The 15,761-nt window shown below is 69.8% G+C and carries 17 protein-coding genes; 4 read left to right on the top strand and 13 right to left on the bottom strand.

Translation table 11 applies throughout. From position 1 onward, the window contains the following. The coding region (locus tag AB0915_RS34310) for an ROK family protein (RefSeq protein ID WP_366694784.1) at positions 1 to 940 on the bottom strand (940 nt) is incomplete at its 3' end. Between the two features lie 183 nt (positions 941 to 1,123). On the opposite strand from AB0915_RS34310, the gene AB0915_RS34305 reads away from it, so the two are divergent. Continuing rightward, positions 1,124 to 2,152, top strand: a complete 1,029-nt coding sequence (locus tag AB0915_RS34305; RefSeq protein ID WP_366694783.1) for a LacI family DNA-binding transcriptional regulator — start codon at positions 1,124 to 1,126, stop codon at positions 2,150 to 2,152. Positions 2,153 to 2,178: 26 nt separating this feature from the next. Here the strand turns inward: AB0915_RS34305 and AB0915_RS34300 are convergent, their stop codons facing one another. Continuing rightward, a complete protein-coding gene (locus tag AB0915_RS34300; protein ID WP_366694782.1) occupies positions 2,179 to 3,171 on the bottom strand; it encodes a DUF5937 family protein in 993 nt (330 codons plus the stop codon). A 100-nt stretch (positions 3,172 to 3,271) separates the two neighbouring features. Between AB0915_RS34300 and AB0915_RS34295 the strand changes: the two genes are divergently transcribed. Then, on the top strand, positions 3,272 to 4,462 hold the full coding sequence (locus AB0915_RS34295; RefSeq protein ID WP_366694781.1) for an MFS transporter: 1,191 nt from the start codon (positions 3,272 to 3,274) through the stop codon (positions 4,460 to 4,462). A gap of 326 nt (positions 4,463 to 4,788) precedes the next feature. On the opposite strand, the gene AB0915_RS34290 is transcribed toward AB0915_RS34295, so the two are convergent. From AB0915_RS34290 to AB0915_RS34265, 6 genes are all read right to left on the bottom strand, one after another. Next, positions 4,789 to 6,087 carry an aldolase gene (locus AB0915_RS34290; RefSeq protein WP_366694780.1) on the bottom strand — a complete coding sequence of 433 codons (1,299 nt, stop codon included), beginning with the start codon at positions 6,085 to 6,087 and terminating at the stop codon, positions 4,789 to 4,791. Between the two features lie 172 nt (positions 6,088 to 6,259). Continuing rightward, positions 6,260 to 7,222, bottom strand: a complete 963-nt coding sequence (locus AB0915_RS34285; RefSeq protein ID WP_366694779.1) for an electron transfer flavoprotein subunit alpha/FixB family protein — start codon at positions 7,220 to 7,222, stop codon at positions 6,260 to 6,262. Between the two features lie 103 nt (positions 7,223 to 7,325). After that, positions 7,326 to 8,111, bottom strand: coding sequence for an electron transfer flavoprotein subunit beta/FixA family protein (locus AB0915_RS34280; RefSeq protein WP_366694778.1), 786 nt, complete (start codon positions 8,109 to 8,111; stop codon positions 7,326 to 7,328). Between the two features lie 201 nt (positions 8,112 to 8,312). Then, positions 8,313 to 8,819, bottom strand: a complete 507-nt coding sequence (locus AB0915_RS34275; RefSeq protein ID WP_366694777.1) for a flavin reductase family protein — start codon at positions 8,817 to 8,819, stop codon at positions 8,313 to 8,315. A 42-nt stretch (positions 8,820 to 8,861) separates the two neighbouring features. Continuing rightward, complete coding sequence (locus AB0915_RS34270; protein ID WP_323180820.1) at positions 8,862 to 8,942, bottom strand: putative leader peptide; 81 nt, start codon at positions 8,940 to 8,942, stop codon at positions 8,862 to 8,864. 72 nt (positions 8,943 to 9,014) lie between these two features. Further along, positions 9,015 to 9,341, bottom strand: coding sequence for a thioredoxin family protein (locus AB0915_RS34265; protein WP_366694776.1), 327 nt, complete (start codon positions 9,339 to 9,341; stop codon positions 9,015 to 9,017). 218 nt (positions 9,342 to 9,559) lie between these two features. Here AB0915_RS34265 and AB0915_RS34260 point away from each other — a divergent pair, with 218 nt between their 5' ends. Continuing rightward, entirely contained in the window at positions 9,560 to 10,282 is a 723-nt protein-coding gene (locus tag AB0915_RS34260; protein ID WP_366694788.1) for a lysophospholipid acyltransferase family protein, read from the top strand. Positions 10,283 to 10,357: 75 nt separating this feature from the next. Here AB0915_RS34260 and AB0915_RS34255 read toward each other — a convergent pair whose 3' ends face one another. The 5 genes from AB0915_RS34255 to AB0915_RS34235 form a co-directional block, all read right to left on the bottom strand. After that, positions 10,358 to 10,561: a hypothetical protein gene (locus tag AB0915_RS34255; RefSeq protein WP_366694775.1), complete on the bottom strand. Its 204-nt coding sequence runs from the start codon at positions 10,559 to 10,561 to the stop codon at positions 10,358 to 10,360. Then, a complete protein-coding gene (locus AB0915_RS34250) occupies positions 10,534 to 11,133 on the bottom strand; it encodes a transglutaminase-like domain-containing protein (RefSeq protein ID WP_366694774.1) in 600 nt (199 codons plus the stop codon). Before AB0915_RS34250 ends, AB0915_RS34255 begins: the two co-directional genes overlap by 28 nt. A gap of 76 nt (positions 11,134 to 11,209) precedes the next feature. After that, positions 11,210 to 12,271 carry a low specificity L-threonine aldolase gene (locus AB0915_RS34245; protein ID WP_366694787.1) on the bottom strand — a complete coding sequence of 354 codons (1,062 nt, stop codon included), beginning with the start codon at positions 12,269 to 12,271 and terminating at the stop codon, positions 11,210 to 11,212. After that, on the bottom strand, positions 12,268 to 13,035 hold the full coding sequence (locus AB0915_RS34240) for an SDR family NAD(P)-dependent oxidoreductase (RefSeq protein ID WP_366694786.1): 768 nt from the start codon (positions 13,033 to 13,035) through the stop codon (positions 12,268 to 12,270). The genes AB0915_RS34245 and AB0915_RS34240 overlap by 4 nt, the downstream gene beginning before the upstream one ends. Before the next feature lie 26 nt (positions 13,036 to 13,061). Further along, positions 13,062 to 14,459, bottom strand: coding sequence for a DUF6421 family protein (locus tag AB0915_RS34235; protein ID WP_366694773.1), 1,398 nt, complete (start codon positions 14,457 to 14,459; stop codon positions 13,062 to 13,064). Positions 14,460 to 15,013: 554 nt separating this feature from the next. Here AB0915_RS34235 and AB0915_RS34230 point away from each other — a divergent pair. Beyond that, positions 15,014 to 15,664 (top strand): glycerophosphodiester phosphodiesterase family protein, encoded by a 651-nt coding sequence (locus AB0915_RS34230; RefSeq protein WP_366694785.1) that lies wholly within the window; start codon positions 15,014 to 15,016, stop codon positions 15,662 to 15,664. Positions 15,665 to 15,761: the final 97 nt, after the last annotated feature.

Raw genomic sequence — 15,761 nt, 5'->3', positions numbered from 1 at the left:
CGGTGCGCAACGAGCAGGTGATCGGGAGGGCGTTCTCCCAGCAGGCCAGGCCCGCGTCCGTACCCATCACCGCGGGGGCCACCGTGAGCTGTTGGACGAACGAGAGTGTGGCGTAGCTGCTGAGCGCACGGCGCAGCGGAGCGAAGAGGACGTCGCCCGCACCGGCCACTCCCCCACCGATCACGGCGATGTCGATCTCGACCAGCGTGGCGGTGGCGGCGATTCCGGCGGCCAGCGCCTGCGCCGCGCGCTCGAAGGAGGCGACCGCCACCAGATGTCCGGCCCGCGCGGCGGCGGCCACGGCGGCGGCCGTGGCGTCGCCGTCCGGGCCGGGCTGCCAGCCGCCCTGCAGGGCGCGGCGGGCGATGTTCGGCCCGCTGGCGATCCGTTCCACACAGCCACGCGAACCGCACGGACACGGGTCGCCGTCCAGATCCACACTGATATGGCCGATGTGACCGGCGTTTCCGGTGGGACCCGGGTGCAGCTTGCCTCCGAGGACGAGACCGCCGCCGACCCCTGTCGACACGACCAGGCACAGCGCGTTGTCGTAACCGCGGGCCGCACCGAGCCAGTGCTCGGCCGCGGTCATCGCGACCCCGTCACCGACCAGCTCCACGGGGAGCCCGCCGGCGGCCCTCCGTACCCGGTCCACCAGCGGGAAGTCGCGCCAGCCGGGAACGTTGACGGGGCTGACCGTCCCCGCCGATGCATCCACCGGACCTGCGCTGCCGATGCCCACGGCGGTCGCCCGGCCCCACAGCGGCGAGGCGGTCAGCTCGGCCAGCACGTCCGTCACCGCGCCCATCACCGTCTCGCCGCTCTCCCGGGCGGGCGTCGGCCGCTGCGCCCGCACGAGGAGCGTGCCGCTGCCGTCCACCAGAGCGCCGGCGATCTTGGTGCCGCCGATGTCGAGCGCGGCGACGAGGTCGGTGTGCATCGGTGTGGGCTCCGGATGAGTGAGGAGGCGGGGACCTGCGGCTTCAGTGAATAGTCTGCATAGTCTCTATTCAGTTGACAACGTTGTCCAGGGCCTATGCTCGACGACACAGCCTCCGGCACCTCCGCAGCACCCGTCTGCGCCCGGCCGGACAGCCCGCACCCGACGACAGGACAGCGCATCGTGGCAGAGACCGCCCGTCACTCCGAGCCCCGCTACGGCAACCGGCCGACCATGAAGGATGTCGCCGCCCGGGCCGGAGTGGGCCTCAAGACGGTCTCCCGCGTGGTCAACAGCGAACCGGGGGTCACGCCGGACACCGAGCGCCGGGTCCAGGAGGCGATCGATGCGCTCGGCTTCCGCCGCAACGACAGCGCGCGCGTGCTCCGCAAGGGCCGAACCGCCTCCATCGGCCTGGTCCTCGAGGATCTCGCCGACCCGTTCTACGGGCCGCTGAGCCGCGCCGTCGAGGAAGTCGCCCGCGCCCACGGCGCCCTGCTCATCAACGGGTCGAGCGCCGAGGACCCGGAGCGCGAGCAGGAGCTCGTGCTCGCGCTCTGCGCCCGCCGGGTGGACGGGCTGATCGTGATTCCGGCCGGTGACGACCACCGCTACCTGGAGCCGGAGATAAAGGCGGGAATCGCCACCGTCTTCGTGGACCGCCCGGCGGGCCGGATCGACGCCGACATCGTCCTTTCCGACAGTTTCGGCGGCGCCCGGCAGGGTGTCGCCCATCTGATCGCGCACGGACACCGCAGGATCGGCTTCATCGGTGACCAGCCGCGTATCCACACGGCCACCGAGCGTCTGCGCGGTTATCACGCCGCGATGTCGGACGCCGGGATCACCGTCGAGGACTCCTGGGTCTCCCTCGGCTCCACCGACCCCGCGCGGGTCAGGGGGGCAGCCGAGGCGATGCTCTCGGGCCCCGAACCGGTCACCGCGCTCTTCGCGGGCAACAACCGGGTGACGGTCACCGCGGTGCGCGTGCTGGCGGAGCGGGAGCGTCCGGTCGCCCTGGTCGGCTTCGACGACATCGAACTGGCCGACCTGCTGGGCATCACGGTCATCTCCCAGGACGCCGCGGCCGTGGGACGGACGGCGGCCGAGCACCTCTTCCGCCGACTGGACGGCGCCGACGACGCCCCGGCGCGGGTGGAGCTGCCGACGTCCCTCGTCGCCCGCGGCTCGGGCGAACTGCCGCCCGTCTGAGCCGGGGCGTCGACGGACCGGCTCGATCAGCTTCCGGCGGGCGTCAGCAGCGCGTCCGCTACGGACGTGCGTGCGTAGAGGACCGAGCGGCCGGCGCGGTGGGCGGTCACCAGGCCCGCGTCGCGCAGGGCCGTCAGGTGCTGGGAGACGCCGGCCGCGGACAGTCCGGAACGCCGGGCGAGCGCGGTGGTCGACGCGGGGGTGTCGAGCTCGGTCAGAAGCAGGGTGCGGGAGCGGCCCAGGACAGCGGCGACGGCATCGGCGGCTGCGGTGCTGCGCGGCTCCCAGAGGGTGCCGATACCCCGTGCCGGATAGGCGAGTTGCGGCGGGTCCGGAGCCACCGAGCGGGTGAGCACCCGCGGCCAGGCGAACACGGAGGGCACCAGCAGCATCCCCGCGCCCGAGTCGGCGCGGGTCAGGGCGCAGTGGCGGCGTACCAGGCGCAGGCTGCTCTCGTCCCACCGCACCGAGTCATGCAGTTCGTTGAGGACCTGCGCGGCTCCGAGCTCGGCAACCTGCCGCGCCCGGCGGAACACATCGGCTTCGAGCAGCTGACGGATCCGGGCCCAGTACGGCGCGAGCGCCAGCTCCCAGTAGATCTCGATCTCGGCAGTAACCTTCTCCAGCGCCGGTTCCGGTGCCTCGCGCAGCAGTCCGAGCCGCACGGACCGCCTGAGGTCCCGCTCGACGCCGAGCTTGTCGAGATCGGTCCGTACCCGATCGGGCGGGGTCTGCCGGATCGCCTCCAGTTCGGCCGCGAATTCCGGGAACGGGGCGGGCGGTGTCGGGTTGAGGAAGTCCGCGAGATATCCGCCGGCGGGAATGAGCTCGGCGAGCCACCCGCGGTCGAGCCCCGCTTCCGCCAGCCGGGGCCGTACCTGCGCGGCCCAGCGCCGATGCAGCGGCGGTTCGCTCTCGGCGCACAGCAGCCGGAAGCTGGTGACGACCTCCCACATCGGGGAGATGGCGAAGCGGGTCTGCGCCAAGTCCGCGGTGGAGAAACTCAGTTCCGACTCCATGTGCCCCCGCCGTCCCGGTCCCTCCGGGCCGATCGCCCGTTGGATTCGCTCCCACCTTAATCAATGGTCCGGCGCCACGGTCGGGCTGCACGCTCCTCGCATGCTCTCTCCCTTTCGCGGCCTTCCGCCCACGGTCTGGACTCTCTTCGCCGGCACGATCATCAACCGGCTCGGCTACCTGGTCACTCCGTTCCTGGTGTTCTTCCTCGCCGCACGCGGCGTGACCGGCACCCAGACCTCGTACGTCCTCGGCGCCCTGGGCGCGGGCAACCTGCTCGGCCCCGCCATCGGAGGTCTGCTCGCCGACCGGATCGGCCGCCGCCCGACGATGCTCATCGGTCTCCTCGGCGCCTCCGCGGCGCAGGGTGCGCTCTTCCTCGCACCGGGCGTGCTGACGATGACCGGCTCCGCGCTGCTGCTCAGTGCGACAGGCGCGATGATCAGCCCTGCGGTGTACGCGCTGATGGCCGACTCTGTGGACGCGGAGCGCCGACGCCGGGCGTACGCCCTGTTCGGCTGGGGCATCAACATCGGTACGGCGGCGGCAGGCGTCCTCGGTGGTTTCCTCGCCGCGCACGGCTACTGGCTGCTCTTCGTGGTCGACGCCGGGACCATGCTGCTGTACGCCGTCGTCGTCGCCACCCGGGTGACCGAGACGCGGACGCCGAAGGAGGGGGCCGAGGCGCGCGACGGCGTCGGATACGGCGTCGTCCTCCGCGACCGGCTGCTGCTCGCGCTGCTCCCGCTGTTCGGGGTGCAGCTCTTCGTCTATTCACTGACCGAGGTCGCCCTGCCGCTGGCCGTCCACGACAGTGGGCTTTCCCCCGCGGTCTACGGGGCCATGGCGGCGGTCAACGCGGTGCTGGTGGTGGTCCTGCAGCCGTTCGCCACAGCTCGCCTCGCCCGGCTGCCGCAGATTCCGGTGCACGCCGCCGGCAGCGTTCTCATCGCCGGGGGTGTGGCGCTCACAGGTGTCGCGGACAGCGTCGCGGGTTACGCGCTGTCGGTGGTGGTCTGGTCCGTGGGCGAGGCGTGCGTGTCCGGGATCGCCTCCGCGATCGTCGCCAACCTCGCCCCGGCCCACGCACGGGGCCGCTACCAGGGAGCGTTCCAGTGGACCTGGGGGGTCTCCCGGTTCGCAGCCCTGACCCTGGGCGTCACTGTCTACACGGCTCTCGGTCCGGCGGTCCTGTGGTGGTCGGCACTGCTGGGCGGTGTCCTCTGCTCGGTCGCGCCGCTCGCCCTCGCGAGCCGCATCACAGGTCGCATGAACCACGCGCTGGCGGCCTGAGGGACCGGAGAGCCGGGTCTCAGCCCCTGCTGAGCCGTCCGAGCGTACGAGGCCGCGGACATCTACGCGTCCCCCGATGCCTTCGCCCCTGCCGCGGCCCGCGACGCCGTTGCCGCGCTGGACGCCCGGGTCCTGGTCCTCGCGGGCGAACTGGACAGCGGTCCGCTTCCTCGCGTCGCGGCCACTGTCGCAGGGTTGTTCCCCAACGCCGAACTGACCGTCCAGCCGGACGCAGGCCACTTCCCGTGGCTCGACGATCCCGTCCGCTTCAGCGGGACCGTCGAGACCTTCCTGCGGGGCTGACGGTACGGGCCGGGGCCCGCGACCTACGGCGCCGTCACTGTGAGTCCTGCGCGCCGGGGCGAAGCGAACGCGTCGAGGTCCGCCCGCGTCAGCCCCGTCAGGCGGGCGACCTCGGCGGTGTCGAGTGCGCCGCAGTCGATGCCGCGCAGCAGGTATCCGCTGAGGGCCTTGGCGGTGGCGGGCTCGTCCATGACGTCGCCGCCGGCCTTGGCGACATACCCGGCGAGCCGGGCGGCGGCCTGTTCCAGGCCCTCGCGGTAGAAGGCGTAGACGGCCGCGTAACGGGTCGGCAGGTGGCCGGGGTGCATGTCCCAGCCCTGGTAGTAGGCGCGGGCCAGCGCACGACGGGTGAGTCCGTAGTGGAGCCGCCACGCCTCGTGGACCTGGTGGGTGGGGCCGACCGGGAGGACGTTGGTCGAGCCGTCGCAGACACGTACGCCGGTACCCGCGGCTGCCACTTGCATGACCGCCTTGGCGTGGTCGGCGGCCGGATGGTCACTGGCCTGGTAAGCGGCGCTGACGCCGACGCAGGCGCTGTAGTCGAAGGTGCCGTAGTGCAGGCCGGTCGCGCGGCCCCCGGCAGCATCGATCATGCGGGCCACGGCGGCGGTGCCGTCGGCGGCGAGGATGGACTGGCTGGTCTCGATCTGGATCTCGAAGCCGAGTCGGCCCGACGGCAGGCCGTGCGCCTGCTCGAAGGCGTCGAGGAGCCGGACGAAGGCGGTGACCTGTTCGGGGTACGTCACCTTGGGAAGGGTGAGCACCAGGCCCTCGGGGAGCCCGCCCGCCCGCATCAGACCGGTGAGGAAAATGTCCGTGGTTCGGATGCCCCGGCCGCGTACGGCGGCCTCCATGCACTTCATCCGGATACCCATGTACGGGGCGGCCGTGCCGTTCCGGTACGCCTCCGAGACCAGCCGCGCGGCGCGGGCGGCAGCCTCGTCCTCCTCGGCGTCGGGGCGGGGGCCGTAGCCGTCCTCGAAGTCGATGCGCAGGTCTTCGACGGGCTCGCGCTCCAGCTTGGCGCGGACCCGGTCGTGGACGGGTGCGGCAAGCTCCTCCGGGATGCCGAGGACGGCGGCGAACGAGGCCGCGTCGGGGGCATGCTCGTCGAGGGCGCGGAGCGCCTGGTCGCCCCAGGAGCGGATGGTGTCTGCGGTAAAGGTGTCGCCGGGAACGTAGACCGTGTGGACGGGCTGGCGGGTGCCGGGGTCTCCCGGGTAGCGGCGGGCGAGCTCGGCGTCCACCGCGGTGAGGGAGGCACTGATCTCCTCGCTGACGGCACCGGCGAGGCTCGTTGCCACCTTCTCCTGCTGACCCATGTCCACACCCTCCACAGCGTCGCTATTTCCGCTTCCCGGAATCAACAATCCGTATAGTGAAGCTATAAGGCCACCGGACCTGCGTCAATGGTGATCAGAAACGGTCCGGGGCCGCGCGGTGAGAACACCACGCGGCCCCGGACCATCGAGAAGGGGTACAGCCCCCGGCAGATCAGCCCTTGCGGGAGGTGACCTCTTCGGTGAGCTGGGGGACGACCTGGAAGAGGTCGCCGACGATGCCGTAGTCGACGAGGTCGAAGATCGGGGCCTCGGCGTCCTTGTTGATCGCGACGATGGTCTTGGAGGTCTGCATGCCGGCCCGGTGCTGGATCGCGCCGGAGATCCCGGAGGCGATGTAGAGCTGCGGGGAGACGGACTTGCCGGTCTGGCCGACCTGGTTGGAGTGCGGGTACCAGCCGGCGTCGACCGCGGCACGCGAGGCACCCACGGCCGCGCCGAGGGAGTCGGCGAGCGCCTCGATGATGTGGAAGTTCTCCGCACCGTTGACACCACGGCCGCCGGAGACCACGATCGCGGCCTCGGTCAGCTCCGGGCGCCCGGTCGACTCGCGCGGGGTACGGGACAGGACCTTCGTGCCGGTGGCCAGCTTGGAGAACGTGACCGGCAGGGTCTCGACCGCACCGGCGGCCGGGGCCGGCTCGACCGGGGCCGAGTTCGGCTTGACCGTGATGACCGGCGTCCCCTTCGAGACACGGGACTTGGTCGTGAACGACGCGGCGAACGCGGACTGGGTGGCGACCGGACCCAGCTCACCGGCCTCCAGATCGACGGCGTCCGTGATGATCCCGGACCCGATCCGGACCGCGAGCCGGGCCGCGATCTCCTTGCCCTCCGCGGACGACGGGACCAGCACCGCCGCCGGGGACACCGCCTCGAACGCGGCCTGCAGCGCGTCGACCTTCGGCACGACCAGGTACTCGGCGAACTCCGGCGCCTCGGCGGTCAGGACCCTGACCGCACCGTGCTCGGCGAGCACCGCCGCGGTGCCGGCCGCACCACTGCCCAGCGCGACCGCGACCGGGTCACCGATCCGGCCAGCCAGCGTCAACAGCTCCAGGGTGGGCTTGCGGACGGCACCGTCCACGTGGTCGACATAGACGAGAACTTCAGCCATGGGACTTCAATCTCCTGCGCAAACGAGGGTGAGAGGGATGTACGACGCGGCCGAACAGGCCGACAGGCCTGAGGTGAAACGTCCGGCCCGACAGGCAGCGCTTCTAGATGAACTTCTGCTCCGCGAGGAAGGCGGCGAGCTGCTTGCCGCCCTCGCCCTCGTCCTTGACGATCGTGCCCGCCGTGCGGGCCGGACGCGGCGCCGCGGAATCCACCACGGTCCACGCACCCGCCAGACCCACCTCGTCCGCCTCGATCTCCAGATCCTCCAGATCCAGGGACTGAACCGGCTTCTTCTTCGCCGCCATGATCCCCTTGAACGACGGATACCGCGCCTCACCGGACTGGTCCGTCACCGACACCACCGCCGGCAACGACGCCTGCAGCTGCTCACTGGCACTGTCACCGTCCCGACGCCCGGTCACCGTGCCACCCTCGACCTTCACCTCGGACAGCAGCGTGACCTGCGGAACACCCAACCGCTCCGCCAGCACCGCCGGCAGCACACCCATCGCACCGTCCGTCGACGCCATACCGCAGATCACCAGGTCGTAACCCGTCTTCTCGACCGCCTTCGCCAGCACCAGCGACGTACCGATCACATCCGTACCGTGCAGATCGTCGTCCTCGACATGAACGGCCTTGTCCGCACCCATCGACAGCGCCTTGCGCAACGCGTCCTTGGCATCCTCCGGACCCACCGTCACCACAGTGATCTCCGCGTCATCCGCCTCATCGGCGATCTGCAGCGCCTGCTCCACCGCGTACTCGTCCAGCTCCGACAACAGACCGTCGACATCCTCACGGTCCAGCGTCAGGTCATCGGCGAAGTGCCGGTCACCCGTGGCGTCGGGCACATACTTCACACAGACAACGATCCTCAAGCTCACGCCGGCTCTCCTACTGCATCGTCATTTCTGGGCTGCCTTGATGCACGCAGCATAGGCGCCTGATGGGGCGGATTCCGGTCGGGGCGACCGACGCTCCGAGCGAAATATTACTCGCCAGTACACCCAGTACGTTACCCATGAGCAAGCGCTTTGCACTGTGACCTAGCCGACGCCCGGCGCCCATGCGCCACCTGGGAACTCTCAGTCCCGCAACGCCGTGAAACGACCCTGATGGTAGAGAAGCGGGCGGCCACCCCCGGCCGGATCGCCGACGACGGCCTCCGCGATCACGATCCGGTGGTCCCCTGCCGGGATGCGCGCCACCACGCGGCAGACCAGCCACGCAACCACTCCGTGGAGCACCGGGACACCTTCCGGCCCACTGCGCCAATAGGTGGACGGACCGAACCGGTCGGCGCCGCTGCGCGCAAATGTGGCGGCCAGCTCCTGCTGGTGCTCGCCCAGTATGTGCACGCCGATGTGCTCGGCCTCCGCCACGACCGGCCAGCTGGAGGACGAGGTCCCCACACCGAAGGAGATGAGCGGCGGCTCGGCGGCGACGGAGTTGAGGGAGGTCGCAGTGAAGCCGACTGGCCGGTCACCGGCGGCAGTGATCACCGCGACACCGGCGGCGTGCTGCCGGAAAACGGAGCGCAGGAGATCGGGGGAAGCCGTGCGAGCACTGGAGAGCTCGGGCGAAGCCGTCATGGAGATGTCCTTCTGCGAGGGAGGCATAGGGGGCGTGGGGGCTCAGGCGCCCGGACAGCGCGCACTCGCGGTGCGGGCGAGGTCCACGTGGACCCGGCCGTAGAGAAGGAGTTCCGGCGGCATAGCGTCAGACTGACGATGCGTGGTGGGTACAGTCAAGAGGGTTCCGCAATGTGGGAGATTCATCACGGTCTGTCACATCGCGTGCCCCAGCGCGGCGACAACATCGACGGTGCGGGGCTGCCCGGCCGCTCGGCGGACGATCCGGCCGGTCGCATCGAGAACCAGCACCGTCGGCGTGCGACTGATGTCGAGCTCACGCACCAGAGTGAGATGCGCCTCGGCGTCGATTTCGACATGTGCGACGCCGTCGACCATTGCGGCCACCTCGCCGAGGGTGCGGCGGGTGGCCCGGCAGGGCTGACAAAAGGCGCTGGAAAACTGCACGAGAGTCGCCCGCTCCCCCAATTCCGCGCCGAGTTGGGCCGCATCCAGCCTGTTCGCGCGTGTCTGCCCGTCCACCGTCCGCCTCCCGTCAGAGCCCTTCGCAAAGGGTCAGCACCGTCGGTCACGGAGTCATTCCCGCCGGCCCCACGTGACGAGAATCTCGCGCCCCGCGCCCGCCGAGACTGGCCACCGCGACGGACATGGGGCACGATCGGCGCAATGCCGAAAACCTACGGCTGCGTAACTTCCGCCGGGAGAACCCTCCTCAGGCGCTGAAGAAGGGTCTTCTCCAGATGGCAGAACTCGTCTATCGGCCGGTCATCGGCGCCGCTCGCACCATGTTCAAGGCGCTGGACCTGAAGATCGACACTCAGGGTTCGGAGCACATCCCGAAGACCGGCGGTGCGGTACTGGTCAGCAACCACATCAGCTATCTCGACTTCATCTTCACCGGGCTCGCGGCGCTGCCGCAGAAGCGGCTGGTCCGCTTCATGGCGAAGGAATCGGTCTTCCGGCACAAGGTCTCCGGTCCGCTGATGCGCGGTATGAAGCACATCCCGGTCGACCGGAAGCAGGGCGAGAACGCGTATGCCCACGCGCTGGCCTCACTGCGCTCCGGCGAGATCATCGGCGTCTTCCCCGAGGCCACCATTTCGCAGTCGTTCACGCTGAAGAGCTTCAAGTCGGGCGCGGCCCGGCTGGCCCAGGAGGCCGGCGTACCGCTGATCCCGATTGCCCTGTGGGGCACGCAGCGGATCTGGACCAAGGGGCGGCCGCGCAACCTCAGGCGCAGCCACATCCCGGTGACGATCCGGGTGGGTGCGCCGGTGGAGGCCCCCACCGACCAGTACGCGGGTGCGATCACCCGGCGCCTGCGGGAAGGGGTGCAGGAGCTCCTCGAAGCGGCGCAGCGCGCCTACCCGGTGCGGCCGAGGGACGCGAGCGACACCTGGTGGGTGCCCGCGCATCTCGGCGGTACGGCTCCGACGCCCGCCGAGGTGCGCGAGGCCAGCTGACCGGGCCCGTTCACCACCACGGCTGAAACGTCACTCCGGGGCGCGAACAGTGATCCGCGCTCCGGGGCTCACCCGCTACAGCGTCTCGGCGAGTTCGGCGCCTGCGGCTTCGAGCTCGCGGATCGTCATCGGGGTGAGGCTCTCCGGGAGGAACACGGCGTTGACCGACCAACTCCTCGGTGAGCCGGGGGCGTACGCCCTACCGCCAGTTCCAGCAGCGACAGGTGACGCCCTCGTCGCCTCGGGACGGGTCAGAGCGCGGTCGGAAGCGTCTGCCACAGGTGCGTGCGGTCCTCGGCGGTCTGCAGGGCGCGCAGAACCGCCGGATGCGGTGCCGCATAGAGTACTGGATAGTCCACTCCATTGGACTCCGGCCCGATAGGCCAGGCCAGCCGCTCCTCGTCGAGCGAGAACTGGGCGTCGACCCCCTGCTTGTTGTCGCGCGGGTCCTGGCGGTCCCAGCGATCCCGGCCCGGCAGGCGCACGGCGATCAGCCCGTGCAGGACGTCCGGATCCCCGTTCTCGTCGTCGAAGCCCTGATAGCAGAGGGCCGTCGGGATCCCTGCCGCGCGCAGCAGGGCCGTCAGCGCGTGGGACTTGGAATGACAGATGCCGTTACGGGTGGCGAGGACGTCCGAGGCGCGCCAGTTGACCCTGGGATCACCCGAGTCGGCGGAGTGCGGAATGGTGTCGCGGACGAACTCATAGGCCGCGAGCGCGTATGAGTATGCGTCGGCGCCATCGACGCGAAGGCGTTCGACGGTCTGCCGCACGAGCGGATGCTCATGGTCGATGGCCGCATCGGCGGCGAGATAGGCGGCCATATCCGGGAATTGCCGCGTCAGCTCCATGCATACGGAGCGCGCGGAAGCGACCGACCGGAAAGCAATGACTTTCCGGTCAGTCGCATATTCATACGCAGTGGTGTTACTTGGCGATCTCTTCCTTCAGCGCGAGGACGAACGCGTCCACGTCGTCCTCCGTGGTGTCGAAGGAGCACATCCAGCGCACATCGCCCGCGGCCTCGTCCCAGAAGTAGAAACGGAAGCGCTTCTGGAGCCGCTCGCTCACGTCGTGCGGCAGACGCGCGAAGACTGCGTTGGCCTGGACCGGGTAGAGGATCTCCACGCCGTCCACCGCCCGGACACCCTCCGCGAGCCTCTGGGCCATGGCGTTGGCGTGCCGGGCGTTGCGCAGCCACAGGTCACCGGCGAGCAGCGCCTCCAACTGCACCGACACGAAGCGCATCTTCGATGCGAGCTGCATCGACAGCTTCCGCAGATGCTTCATGGCCCGTACGGCATCGGGATTCAGGACGACGACGGCCTCACCGAAGAGCGCACCGTTCTTGGTGCCGCCGAACGAGAGGACGTCGACGCCGACCTCGCTGGTGAACGTACGCACAGGGACGCCCAGCGACGCCGCGGCGTTGGCGATCCGCGCCCCGTCGAGATGAACCTTCATGCCGCGCTCGTGGGAGTGCTCACAGATGGCGCGGATCTCATCCGGCGTGTAGACGGTGCCGAGCTCGGTGTTCTGAGTGATCGACACGACCTGGGGCATGGCGCGGTGCTCGTCGTCCCAGCCGTACGCCTGCCGGTCGATGAGCTCGGGGGTGAGCTTGCCGTCCGGGGTCGGCACGGTGAGCAGCTTGAGGCCGCCCACGCGCTCCGGCGCGCCGCCCTCGTCCACGTTGATGTGCGCGGACTCGGCGCAGATGACCGCGCCCCAGCGATCGGTCATCGCCTGCAGCGAGACGACATTCGCCCCGGTGCCGTTGAAGACCGGGAACGCCTCGGCGGTGGGGCCGAAGTGCCCCTTGACGATCTGCTGGAGGTTCGCGGTGTAGTCGTCCTCGCCGTAGGCGATCTGGTGACCGCCGTTGGCGAGGCCGATGGCCGCGAGGATCTCCGGGTGGGCGCCCGCGTAGTTGTCACTGGCGAATCCGCGGATCTGCGGATCGTGGTGACGTCGCGCGTCGGTCCTTATGGTTGCGGAGTCAGCCACAGACGCTTTCCGTTCACTTCGGAGGCGGGCTTGGACCAGACGCCGGCGATGGCCTCGGCCAGCTCCTTGACGTCGGTGAAGCCCGCGAACTTCGCATTCGGGCGCTCGGCGCGCATCGCGTCGTGCACCAGTGCCTTGACGATCAGGATCGCAGCCGCTGTCTTCGGCCCTTCCTCGCCCCCCGCCTTGCGGAAAGCGTCGGCAAGCGCGAGAGTCCAGGCCTCGGCGGCCGCCTTCGACGCGGCGTAGGCGGCATTGCCCTCGGTGGGCTTGCTCGCCCCGGCCGCGCTGATCAGCAGATAGCGGCCGCGGTCGCTGCGCTGGAGCCCTCCCTGGAAGGCCAGCGAGGTGTGCTGAACCGTGCGGATCAGCAGCTTCTCCAGGAGATCCCAGTCGGCGAGGTCGGTCTCGGCGAAGGTGGCGCTGCCGCGCCAGCCGCCCACCAGGTGGACGAGGCCGTCGATCCGGCCGAACTCCTTCTCGGTCTTGTCCGCCCATTCCCGGGCGGCGGCGAGGTCGAGCAGATCGACGGTGTCGCCGGTGACGGTGGCGCCGCCGTGGGCGTACCGTGCGGCGTCGACGGCCTCCGCCAGGCGGGTGGCGTCCGCGTCCGAGGCGACGACGATCGCACCGGCCTCGGCGAGCCTGAGCAGCGTCGCCCGGCCGGCCGGCCCGGCGGCTCCGGCAACGGCGATCACCGCGCCTTCCAACGCGCCGTTCCCATTGCCCGTGCCGTTTGCGTTCATGGCCATTGCCTCCTTGGAACGAGCGCTCACGCGGCTGCCTGCTCGGCGTCCGCTGCGGTGATCCCCTTGGTGGAGGCAATCACATTCTTCAGCTTCTTGGCGAGCGCCTCATAGAACATGCTCAGCGGAAACTCGTCCGGAAGCACGTCGTCCACGAGCTTGCGAGGCGGCTGCGAGAGGTCCAGGGCGTCCGGACCCTTGGCCCAGAGGGAACCGGGGTGCGGAGCCAGGTAGGTCGAGACCAGGTCGTACGCGGCGAACCAGTGGACCAGCTTGGGGCGGTCGATGCCGTCGCGGTAGAGCTTCTCGATCTCGCCGCAGAGCTGATTGGTGACCTGCGGGGCCCGGTCCCAGTCGATCTTCAGGGTGTTGTCGGTCCAGCGGATCACATCGTGCTTGTGGAGGTACGCGAAGAGCAGCTGGCCGCCGAGACCGTCGTAGTTGCGGACCCGGTCGCCGGTGACCGGGAAGCGGAACATCCGGTCGAACAGCACGGCGTACTGCACGTCACGGCCCTGCGCGAAGCCGTCGGCCTCCAGCTTCACGGCCTCCTTGAAGGCGGTGAGGTCGCAGCGCAGCTCCTCCAGTCCGTACATCCAGAACGGCTGGCGCTGCTTGATCATGAACGGGTCGAACGGCAGGTCGCCGTGGCTGTGGGTGCGGTCGTGGACCATGTCCCAGAGCACAAATGCCTGCTCGCAGCGCTGCTGGTCGCCGACCATCCCGCGGATGTCCTCGGGCAGCTCCACGCCAAGGAGCTCGACGGAGGCCTCGGTGACGCGGCGGAAGCGGGCGGCCTCACGGTCGCAGAAGATGCCGCCCCAGCTGAAGCGCTCGGGGGCCTCGCGCACGGCGATCGTCTCCGGGAAGAGCACCGCGGAATTGGTGTCGTAACCGGAGGTGAAGCCCTCGAAGGTGATGCCGCAGAAGAGCGGGTTGTCGTAGCGGGTGGCTTCGAGCTCGGCGAGCCATTCGGGCCAGACCATCCGCAGGACGACCGCTTCGAGATTGCGGTCCGGGTTGCCGTTCTGCGTGTACATCGCGAAGACGACCAGGTGCTGCAGACCGTCGGTGCGGTTCTTGGCGGGCTGGAAGGCGAGCAGCGAGTCCAGGAAGTCCGGCACACCGAAGCCGTCCGCCGCCCAACGGCGCAGGTCCATGACGAGGGCGCGGTGGTACGCGGCATCGTGCGGAAGCAGCGGGGAAAGCTCTTCGATCGCGGCGATCACGCGTTCCAGCGTCGCCAGGACGGTGTCGGGCGAGGGGGCACCGTCGGCGTCGAAGTCGATCGAACCGTCCTTCGACTGCCAGGGCCGGATCTCCTCCACGGCATCCCTGAGCGCAGGCCAGGCAGGCTGCTCGACCACCCGCTGGGCAGTAGCTATCGCGCCGACCTCGGCGTCGTGCACAAGAATTTCCGTCATCACACTTCCTCCACGGGAGAACCTCGCGTCAAGCAACCGTATCCATGTGTGGTTCTTCGAGACAAGTGAGCATCAGGAAATTATCCTGCCGACCCCCCACGGTCACCGCGATTCTTCCTGTCACATTCCGTTTGCGCGACCTCTTCCGTCGATTCGGGGGGATGCCGGACCGCCGACGAGTCGCACACCCGGGCGTTCAGGCCGTGCGCGGCGCGCCCACGAACGAGTGACACAGCTCGCCGGGCAACGGCGCTACCGGTAGGACGGGTGTCATCCGCTCCCTCTCCCCCGTCCGGAGACCGCCGCGTGAGTATCCGTGCCGTCCTTGTCACAGCCGTCGTCACCGGATTCCTGCTCGGTGTCGCCGTCGTCCGGGGACAAGGCGCCACTCACCCGCGCGTGACCGGCTCTCTCCCGGGTCCGGGCCACTAGGCTGCCGAGTTGCCGTAAGCCGAGTGCCGAAGTGCCGCGTGGGCAGAAGCAGCACGCGGGGAGACGCCGTCGACGGAAGCGAGATTGCCTTGACTTTTCTCACCATCGGTCATCGCGGGGTGATGGGTGTCGAGCCGGAGAACACCCTGCGGTCGTTCGTCCACGCCGAGCAGGCCGGCATGGACGCCATCGAACTGGACCTTCATCTGAGCAAGGACGGCGCACTCGCCGTCATGCACGACGCCGAGGTGGACCGGACGACCGACGGCACCGGTCCGATCGCCGAGAAGACCCTGGCCGAGCTGCGGGAACTCGATGCCGGGCAGGGCGAACGGGTGCCCGTCTTCGAGGAGGTGCTTGATGCCGTGCGCTCCCCCTTGCAGGCGGAGATCAAGGATGCGGCCGCAGCCCGGGCGCTGGCCGAGGTGATGCGGCGGCGCGATCTCGTCGACCGGGTCGAGGTGTCGTCGTTCCATGACAAGGCGGTCGCCGAGATCGCTCAACTGGTGCCGGGGGTACGGACCGTGCTCATCGCCAGCCGGTGGAAGAGCGATGTGGTGGACCGGGCGAAGGCGGTGGGCGCGGCGACGCTCGCGCTGAACATCCGCCGCCTCACCCTGGAGGTCGTCGAGAAGGCGCACGCCGAGGGAGTGAAGGTCATCGGCTGGGTGGTGAACACCCAGGATCATCTACGTCTGGTGCGCGCCCTGGGGCTGGACGGCGCGACCACCGACTTCCCGGAGATCCGCCGCGCCGGCCGCTTCACCGCGTAGACGGGGCGGGGGCCAGGGCGTGTTTCGAAAGTAACGTCGACCGGATGCTGCGGGCCGCCGGAGTCACTCTGCACAGCGCCCGCCAGACCGTCGGCGC

It is taken from the genome of Streptomyces sp. NPDC048411 (assembly GCF_040704695.1).
GTDB lineage: Bacteria > Actinomycetota > Actinomycetes > Streptomycetales > Streptomycetaceae > Streptomyces.
Note: the sequence above shows the minus strand (reverse complement) of the source record. Positions and strands in the feature narration are given on the sequence as shown.

What these genes read in the sequence shown, in the direction of transcription:
- AB0915_RS34300 (WP_366694782.1), bottom strand. Translation starts at nt 3,171, where the DNA reads ATGGAGTCGGAACTGAGTTTCTCCACCGCGGACTTGGCGCAGACCCGC.
- AB0915_RS34295 (WP_366694781.1), top strand. Translation starts at nt 3,272, where the DNA reads ATGCTCTCTCCCTTTCGCGGCCTTCCGCCCACGGTCTGGACTCTCTTC.
- AB0915_RS34290 (WP_366694780.1), bottom strand. Translation starts at nt 6,087, where the DNA reads ATGGGTCAGCAGGAGAAGGTGGCAACGAGCCTCGCCGGTGCCGTCAGC.
- AB0915_RS34285 (WP_366694779.1), bottom strand. Translation starts at nt 7,222, where the DNA reads ATGGCTGAAGTTCTCGTCTATGTCGACCACGTGGACGGTGCCGTCCGC.
- AB0915_RS34275 (WP_366694777.1), bottom strand. Translation starts at nt 8,819, where the DNA reads ATGACGGCTTCGCCCGAGCTCTCCAGTGCTCGCACGGCTTCCCCCGAT.
- AB0915_RS34270 (WP_323180820.1), bottom strand. Translation starts at nt 8,942, where the DNA reads ATGCCGCCGGAACTCCTTCTCTACGGCCGGGTCCACGTGGACCTCGCC.
- AB0915_RS34260 (WP_366694788.1), top strand. Translation starts at nt 9,560, where the DNA reads ATGGCAGAACTCGTCTATCGGCCGGTCATCGGCGCCGCTCGCACCATG.
- AB0915_RS34250 (WP_366694774.1), bottom strand. Translation starts at nt 11,133, where the DNA reads ATGGAGCTGACGCGGCAATTCCCGGATATGGCCGCCTATCTCGCCGCC.
- AB0915_RS34240 (WP_366694786.1), bottom strand. Translation starts at nt 13,035, where the DNA reads ATGAACGCAAACGGCACGGGCAATGGGAACGGCGCGTTGGAAGGCGCG.
- AB0915_RS34235 (WP_366694773.1), bottom strand. Translation starts at nt 14,459, where the DNA reads ATGACGGAAATTCTTGTGCACGACGCCGAGGTCGGCGCGATAGCTACT.
- AB0915_RS34230 (WP_366694785.1), top strand. Translation starts at nt 15,014, where the DNA reads ATGGGTGTCGAGCCGGAGAACACCCTGCGGTCGTTCGTCCACGCCGAG.